The sequence below is a fragment of the Jannaschia sp. Os4 genome (assembly GCF_016820245.1).
In the GTDB taxonomy this organism is placed as follows: domain Bacteria; phylum Pseudomonadota; class Alphaproteobacteria; order Rhodobacterales; family Rhodobacteraceae; genus Jannaschia.
Genome location: NZ_JAFCAR010000002.1, coordinates 162856 through 170525, shown reverse-complemented (window position 1 = coordinate 170525; position 7670 = coordinate 162856). Strand labels below are relative to the sequence as shown.

The window sequence follows — 7670 nt, the reverse complement described above, 5'->3', positions numbered from 1 at the left end:
CGCCCCCCGTCCCTGGCCCCCTGTTCCCGGGGGCCGGGCGGGCCGCCCCGGCGGGTCGGCCTGCGCAAGCAGGCCGACCCCAAGATCACTCCGCCGGCACCGCCACCTCGTCCCAGCCCAGCGGCGCGGGCAGCTTGTCCAGCATCTCCACCGGGCAGACCTGCACGAAGTTGGCGCGCTCCGCCTCCCAGTCGGCGAGGATCGCGCGCGCCTTGCGCGAGCCCGTCTCGTGGGCGTGCCGCTCCACGAGGTCGCGCAGCTGCGCCTCCCAGTGCGGCCCCGCGACCGGCCCGGTCACCAGCGTCTCGAGGTTCATCAGCGGGGCCGCCGCGCCCTCGGGATCGTGGAGATAGGCCATTCCGCCCGTCATCCCCGCCCCGAAGTTGGCCCCGATCCGCGCGAGGATCACCGCCGCGCCCCCGGTCATGTACTCGCAGCCGTTCGACCCGCAGCCCTCGACCACGACCGACGCCCCCGAGTTGCGGACCGCGAACCGCTCGCCCGCGCGCCCGGCGGCGAACAGGAACCCGTCCGTCGCGCCATACAGCACCGTGTTGCCGATGATGACGTTCTCGTCGGCCTTGAGCGGGGAGACCTGCGGCGGGCGCACCACGATGGTGCCCCCCGACAGGCCCTTGCCCACGTAGTCGTTGGCGTCGCCCGACACCTCCAGCTTGAGGCCCGGCGCCGCGAAGGCGCCCAAGGACTGCCCCGCGCTGCCCGTCAGCTTGACGTGCAGGTGGTCGGGCTGGAGCGAGTTGCGCATCCCGAACCGCTTGACGATGTGGCTCGACACCCGCGTGCCCACGGTCCGGTGCGTGTTCTGCACCGCGTAGGAGAGCTGCATCTTCTCGCCCTCCGACAGGAAGCGGTCCGCGTCCTGCACGATCTGCGCGTCCAGCGTGTCGAGCACAGCGTTGCGCGGGCGGCCCCGATCGAACTCGATCCGCTCCGCCCCGTCCACCGTGATCAGCAGCGGGTTCAGGTCGAGGTCGTCCAGATGCGCCGAGCCGCGCGACACCTGCGTCAGCAGGTCCGCCCGCCCGATCACGTCGTCGAGGCTGCGCGCCCCGATCTCCGCGAGGATCTCGCGCACCTCGGTGGCGTAGAAGGTGATCAGGTTCACCACCTTGTCCGCCGTGCCCGTGAACTTGGCGCGCAGCCCCTCGTCCTGGGTGCAGACGCCCACCGGGCAGGTGTTCGACTGGCACTGCCGCACCATGATGCAGCCCATCGCGATCAGCGCGGCGGTCCCGATGCCGTACTCCTCGGCCCCCATCATCGCCGCCATCACGATGTCGCGGCCCGTGCGAAGCCCCCCGTCGGTCCGCAGCGTGACGCGCGACCGCAGGTTGTTCATCGCCAGCACCTGATGCGCCTCGGTCAGGCCCATCTCCCACGGCAGGCCCGCGTACTTGATCGACGTGGCCGGCGATGCGCCGGTACCGCCGTTGTGGCCCGAGATCAGGATCACGTCGGCCTTCGCCTTCGCCACGCCCGCCGCGATGGTGCCGACGCCCGACGAGGCCACCAGCTTCACCGTCACCTTGGCCCGCGGGTTGATCTGCTTGAGGTCGTAGATCAGCTGCGCGAGGTCCTCGATCGAGTAGATGTCGTGGTGCGGCGGCGGCGAGATCAGCGTCACGCCCTTGGTCGAGTGGCGCAGCCGCGCGATCAGGTCCGTGACCTTCATCCCCGGCAGCTGCCCGCCCTCGCCGGGCTTGGCCCCTTGGGCCACCTTGATCTCCAGCTCCTCGCACTGGTTCAGGTACTCGGCCGTCACGCCGAAGCGCCCCGACGCGACCTGCTTGATCTTGGCCGACGGGTTGTCGCCGTTGGGCTCCGGCACGAAGTGCGCCGGGTCCTCCCCACCTTCGCCGCTGTCCGACTTCGCACCGATCCGGTTCATCGCCACGTTGAGGAGCTTGTGCGCCTCAGGCGACAGCGCGCCCAGCGACATGCCCGGCGTCACGAACCGCTTGCGGATGGACGTGATCGACTCGACCTCCTCCAGCGGGATCGACTTGCCCAAGGGCTTGATCGCCAAGAGGTCGCGCAGGTGGATCGGCTCGCCGCCCTGCATCTTGGTCGAGTACTGCTTCCACAGCTCGTAGGAGGAGCGGTCGCAGGCGGCCTGCAGCATGTGCATCCCCTGCGCCTCCCACGCATGGGTCTCGCCCCGCCGCCGCGCCTTGTAGAACCCGCCGATCGGCAGGACGTTCGACGCCCCGCGATGCGCCTGCGCGTGCACCTCCTCGGCCTTCCGCTGCAGCCCGTTCACCCCGATGCCGCTGATGCGGCTCAGCATGCCGGGGAAATACTCCGTCACCATCGCCCGGCTCAGGCCCACGGCCTCGAAGTTCAGCCCGCCGCGATAGGAGGACACGACCGAGATGCCCATCTTGGACATGATCTTCAGGAGGCCTGCGTCGATCGCCTTGCGGTAGCGCGCGACAGCCTCCGTCAGGTTGCCGTCGATCAGCCCCTTGGAGATGCGGTCCGCGAGGCTGTCCTGCGCCAGGTACGGGTTCACCGTCGTCGCCCCGCAGCCGATCAGCACCGCGAAGTAGTGCGGGTCGATGCACTCCGCCGAGCGCACGTTGAGCGAGCAGAACGTCCGCAGCCCCTTGCGCGTCAGCCACGAATGCACCGCGCTGGTGGCGAGGATCATCGGCATCGCCACCTTGTCCGCGTCCTGGAACCGGTCGGTCAGCACGATGTGCCCCGCGCCCGAGCGCACGGCGTCCTCCGCCTCGGCCCGCACCCGCGTCAGCGCGGCCTGCAGCGCGCCCGCCTCGCCGCGCGCGAAGGTACAGTCGATGGTCGTCACCGACTCCGCGAAGTGGTCGAACATCGCTTGGAACTGCGCGTTGCCCACGAACGGGCTGTCGAGGACGAGGATCTCCGTCTGGCTGGAATCCTGGTCCAGCACGTTCTTCAGGTTCCCGAACCGCGTCTTGAGGCTCATCACCCGATACTCGCGGAGCGAGTCGATCGGCGGGTTCGTCACCTGGCTGAAGTTCTGCCGGAAGAAGTGGCTCAGCGGGCGATACTTCTCCGACAGCACCGCCGCCGGGGTGTCGTCGCCCATCGAGACCACGACCTCCTTCCCGTCCGCCGCCATCGGCGCGAGGATCTGCTCCAGCTCCTCGATCGTGTAGCCCGCCGCCACCTGCCGCGCGCGCAGCTCGTCGCCGGAATGCACCGCCGCCTCGGTCACGCCGCCCGTGACCTCCTCCAGGTCGGTGATCTTCTCGACCCAGTCCCCGAACGGCGCGTCGGCGGCCATCGCGTCCTTGATCTCCGCGTCGTGGAAGAGCTTGCCCGCCTCCATGTCCACCGCGATCAGCTGCCCCGGCCCCAAAGCGCCCTTCTCGATCACCGTCGCCTCGTCCGTGGGCACCATGCCCACCTCCGACCCCGCGATCAGCAGTCCGTCGCCCGACACCACGTAGCGCATCGGCCGCAGCCCGTTCCGGTCCAGCCCCCCGCAGACCCAGCGCCCGTCCGTCATCGCCAAGGCGGCCGGCCCGTCCCACGGCTCCATCACCGCGTTGCAATAGGCGTACATGTCCCGCCACGCCTCGGGCAGTTCGGTCGCGGCGTTGGACCACGCCTCGGGCACCAGCATCGTCTTCGCCATCGGCGCGATCCGCCCGGCCCGCACGAGCACCTCGAACACCGAGTCCAAGGCGGCGCTGTCGCTCGCCCCCGACGGCACGATCGGCTTGATGTCCTCCGCCATCTCCCCGAACGCGCCCGACGCCATGCGGATCTCGTGGCTCCGCATCCAGTTCACGTTGCCCTTCAGCGTGTTGATCTCGCCGTTGTGCGCCAGCATCCGGAACGGCTGCGCCAGCCACCATTGCGGGAAGGTGTTGGTCGAGTAGCGCTGGTGGTAGATCGCGAACGCGCTCTCGAACCGCTCGTCCTTCAGGTCCGGGTAGAACTCCGCCACCTGCTCGGCCAGCATCATCCCCTTGTAGATCACCCCCCGGCAGGACAGCGACGCGAGGTAGAGCCCCGGCACCTGCGCCGCGATGGCCGCCTTCTCGATCCGCCGCCGGATGACGTAGAGCTCCCGCTCGAAATCGTCCTCCGACAACCCCTTCGCGTTCGAGATCAGGATCTGCTCGATCTCGGGCCGCGTCGCGTTCGCCTTCTCGCCCAGCACGTCGATGTTCACCGGCACGTGGCGCCAGCCGTAGATGGAATGCCCCATCCGCAGGACCTCGGCCTCGACGATCGTGCGGCACACCTCCTGCGCGCCGAAATCCGTGCGCGGCAGGAACACCATGCCCACCGCGATCCGCTCGTCGCGCGGCGCGTGGCCCGTCCGCTCGATCTGGTCGCGGAAGAAGGCCACGGGGATCTGCACGTGAATGCCCGCGCCGTCGCCGGTCTTGCCGTCCGCGTCCACCGCGCCCCGGTGCCACACGGCCTTCAGCGCCTCGATGCCCGCCTCCACGACCTTGCGCGAACGGCGGCCCTTGATGTCGACGATCAGGCCCACGCCGCACGACGCGTGCTCGTGCTCGGCATGGTGCAGGCCGCCCGTCGCGGCCCGGCGGGCCATCTCGTCGCGCTCGAAATCCGTGAACCAGGGCTGGGTTTGGGGACCGTGGGATTGAGTCATGACAGCGCCTCCGCTTCGGGCCGCAGCCCGGTGTCGATCAGGCGGCGGGCCTCGGCCCGCGCGCCGCTCAGGCAGGCGGCGACGACGGGGGCCAAGAGGCCCGCCGCCTTCAGCCGTCCGGCCGCGTTGTGATGGTGCCCCGGCAGCAGCAGCCGGTGGACGTTCGGCGTGCGCGGCATCCGCGCGATGTGCCGCCGGTCGAGGGTGCAGCCCTCCGAGGCCAGCAGCAGGTACTCGGTCCGGTCCACGCAGGCGGCGGCGAGGTCGCGCTCCGGCAGCGGATGCTCCAGCGCGCGCCACCGCGCGTCCTCGAGCACGGCGTCGTCCCGCGTCACCTGCGGGCTGAAGGCGACGACGCGCGTGACGGGCAGGTGCTTGGCCAGCAGGATCGCCCCGTAGCCCCCCATCGAGGTGCCCAAGGACAGCACCTCGCGGATGCGCTCGGACCGCCGGACGTAGCGCACCCACGTCACGACCCTACGCCACAGGCCGGGGGCCGAGTACCACGACGACGTCCGGTCCGTGACGAACAGCACCGCGTCCCCGTCCTGCGAGGCGCTGCCCGCGAACTCCGTCGGGTGCCCGCCCCCGACGCCCAGCTTCAGGCCCGTGAACACCACCACCATCCGCCCCGTCGTCCCGGGCAGCCAGCGCAGCGCGAGCAGGTCGTCGCGCAGGATGAGGTCAAGGCTCCGCTTCATGGGTCAGCCCCCCTGACCCATTGCGCCCCGCGCATACCGGGACGTATGCACGCCCGTATGTACAGGGGGTGTACGGGGGATGCACGCCATATGCCCCCCTGCGGCGGGGGCCGCAGCCCGCCCCGCCACCGGCCCGCACGCGCCGAACGCATGGCTCCGCACCGTCCGCTTGACCGCACGCTCGCTCTCCGCAGCGCCGGTCACGGGGCATGCCTCTCGGTGGCCTCGTACTCGGCCTTGGTCCGGCGGGCATGGTCCCCCGCGATCTCCGCGTGCGCCGCCGCCCGGTCCGCATAGACCACCCGCGCCAGCGGCCAGTCCCGCGTCTCCTCGAAGAGCCCCGGGTTCAGCTCGTACGGCCCGTCCAGATCGGCGAACCACAGCTGCGTCCCGCAGGCCGGGCACCACACCCGCTCCGCGAACTCCGACGAGGCGTAGGACGCAACCTCCCCCGTCACGTCCACGTCGCCGCGCGCCGCCTCGAACCCCCACAGCACCGCGCCCGCCCAGCGGCGGCACGGATCGCAGTGGCAGGCCGACAGGTCGGCGGCCTGCGCGGCATGGTCGCCCCGCACCTCCACCGTCACGGCCCCGCAGAGGCAGGCACCGCGCATCACGCGCCCGCCCTCCCTTTCTTGGCCGAAATATCCCGGGGTCCGGGGCGGAGCCCCGGTCCTGCCCCCACCGAGGGCGCGACGGGCATCACTCCGCCGCCACCGCCGCGGACCCGGCCGCGAACCGCTCGAGGATCGCCTCGGCGCACTCGCGCCCGTCCCGGATCGCCCAGACGACCAGAGAGGCGCCGCGCACGATGTCGCCCACCGCGTAGACGCCCTCCAGCCCCGTCTCGTGGGTGCGGAAGTCGGCGCGGATCGTCCCCCAGCGCGTCACCTCCAGCTCGGGGCAGTCCCACAGCGTCGGCAGCTCCTCGGGCTCGAAGCCCAGCGCCTTGACGACGAGGTCCGCGTCCTCGACGTAGTCGGCCCCCTCGATCACCTCGGGGCGCTGCCGCCCCGTGGCGTCCGCCTCGCCCAGCCGCATCTTCAGCACGCGCACGCCCGAGACCGTGGCCGCGTCGGACACCTGCCCCAGCTCGGCGTTGCGCACGGCCTGCTCGGTGACGAAGCCGCCCGGCGCGGTCAGCCAGACGAACTCGACGCCCTCCTCCTCGGCGTTCATCACCTCCCGCTGGGAGCCCGGCATGTTCGCCCGGTCCCGGCGGTAGAGGCACTTCACGGAGGTCGCGCCCTGCCGGATCGCGGTGCGGACGCAGTCCATCGCGGTGTCGCCGCCGCCGATGACGACCACGCGCTTGCCCTCCGCGTTCAGCTCGCCGGACTCGAACTCCGGCACGTCGTCGCCGAAGTACTTCTTCGACGAGGCGGTCAGGTAGTCGATCGCCTTGACCACCCCGTCCGCGTCCGCGCCTTCCTCGCCCAGCTCGCGGGACTTGTAGACGCCCGTGGCGACGATCACCGCGTCGTGCTTAGCGCGGATGTCGGCGAAGGTGACGTCCCGACCGACCTCGCAGTTGGTGACGAACTCCACGCCGCCCTCCGCCATCTGCCGGTTGCGCCGCTCCACGACCTCCTTCTCCAGCTTGAAGCCGGGGATGCCGTAGGACAGCAGCCCGCCGGGCCGGTCGTAGCGGTCGTAGACCGTGACCTGGACGCCCGCGCGCCGCAGCATGTCGGCGGCGGCCAGCCCGCCCGGTCCTGCGCCGATGATGCCGACCGACTCCGCCCGCTCCACGCTCGGCGCGATGGGCTGGACCCAGCCCTCGTCGAAGGCGGTGTCGGTGATGTACTTCTCGACCGCCCCGATGGTGACGGTGCCGTGGCCCGACTGCTCGATGACGCAGTTGCCCTCGCACAGCCGGTCCTGCGGGCAGATGCGCCCGCAGATCTCGGGGAAGGTGTTGGTCATCTGGCTCAGGTCGTAGGCCTCGCGCAGCCGCCCCTCGGCGGTCAGGCGCAGCCAGTCGGGGATGTCGTTGTGCAGCGGGCAGTGCGACTGGCAGTAGGGCACCCCGCATTGCGAGCAGCGCGAGGCTTGCTCGGCGGCGCGCTCGGCGGCGAACTCGCGGTAGATCTCGCCGAAGTCGTCCGTCCGGTCGGGCGCGTCCCGCTTCTCCGGCGTGATCCGCGGCACGTTCACGAACTTCAGCATCGGATTCGCCATCGTCTCACCTCCCGGGCACCCACCGGCCGGCCCCTCGGACCCCTCGCTCCGGCATTCAGGCCGCCCCCATACCGCCCCCCTTCCCCATGGGGAAGCCCCCATAGGCGATATAGGGCAACAATACTGACCTAAATATTATGCGAAGACGGCGG

At 71.0% G+C, this 7670-nt stretch carries 4 protein-coding genes; all 4 read right to left on the bottom strand.

The genetic code is table 11. The features are described 5' to 3' along the window. Window positions 1–85: 85 nt before the first annotated feature. The 4 genes from gltB to JQC91_RS04870 all read right to left on the bottom strand — a co-directional run bounded on the left by gltB (window position 86) and on the right by JQC91_RS04870 (window position 7518). Entirely contained in the window at window positions 86–4576 is a 4491-nt protein-coding gene (gene gltB, locus JQC91_RS04885; RefSeq protein WP_238941342.1) for a glutamate synthase large subunit, read from the bottom strand. Window positions 4577–4632: 56 nt separating this feature from the next. After that, window positions 4633–5337 carry a hypothetical protein gene (locus JQC91_RS04880; RefSeq protein ID WP_203285671.1) on the bottom strand — a complete coding sequence of 235 codons (705 nt, stop codon included), beginning with the start codon at window positions 5335–5337 and terminating at the stop codon, window positions 4633–4635. 200 nt (window positions 5338–5537) lie between these two features. Further along, entirely contained in the window at window positions 5538–5951 is a 414-nt protein-coding gene (locus tag JQC91_RS04875) for a GFA family protein (RefSeq protein WP_203285670.1), read from the bottom strand. Window positions 5952–6039: 88 nt separating this feature from the next. Continuing rightward, complete coding sequence (locus JQC91_RS04870) at window positions 6040–7518, bottom strand: NAD(P)-dependent oxidoreductase (RefSeq protein ID WP_203285669.1); 1479 nt, start codon at window positions 7516–7518, stop codon at window positions 6040–6042. Window positions 7519–7670 lie beyond the last annotated feature (152 nt).

Excerpts from the sequence above, each read along its gene's own strand:
- gltB (WP_238941342.1), bottom strand. The coding sequence starts at position 4,576 with ATGGCCCGCCGGGCCGCGACGGGCGGCCTGCACCATGCCGAGCACGAG.
- JQC91_RS04880 (WP_203285671.1), bottom strand. The coding sequence starts at position 5,337 with ATGAAGCGGAGCCTTGACCTCATCCTGCGCGACGACCTGCTCGCGCTG.
- JQC91_RS04875 (WP_203285670.1), bottom strand. The coding sequence starts at position 5,951 with ATGCGCGGTGCCTGCCTCTGCGGGGCCGTGACGGTGGAGGTGCGGGGC.
- JQC91_RS04870 (WP_203285669.1), bottom strand. The coding sequence starts at position 7,518 with ATGGCGAATCCGATGCTGAAGTTCGTGAACGTGCCGCGGATCACGCCG.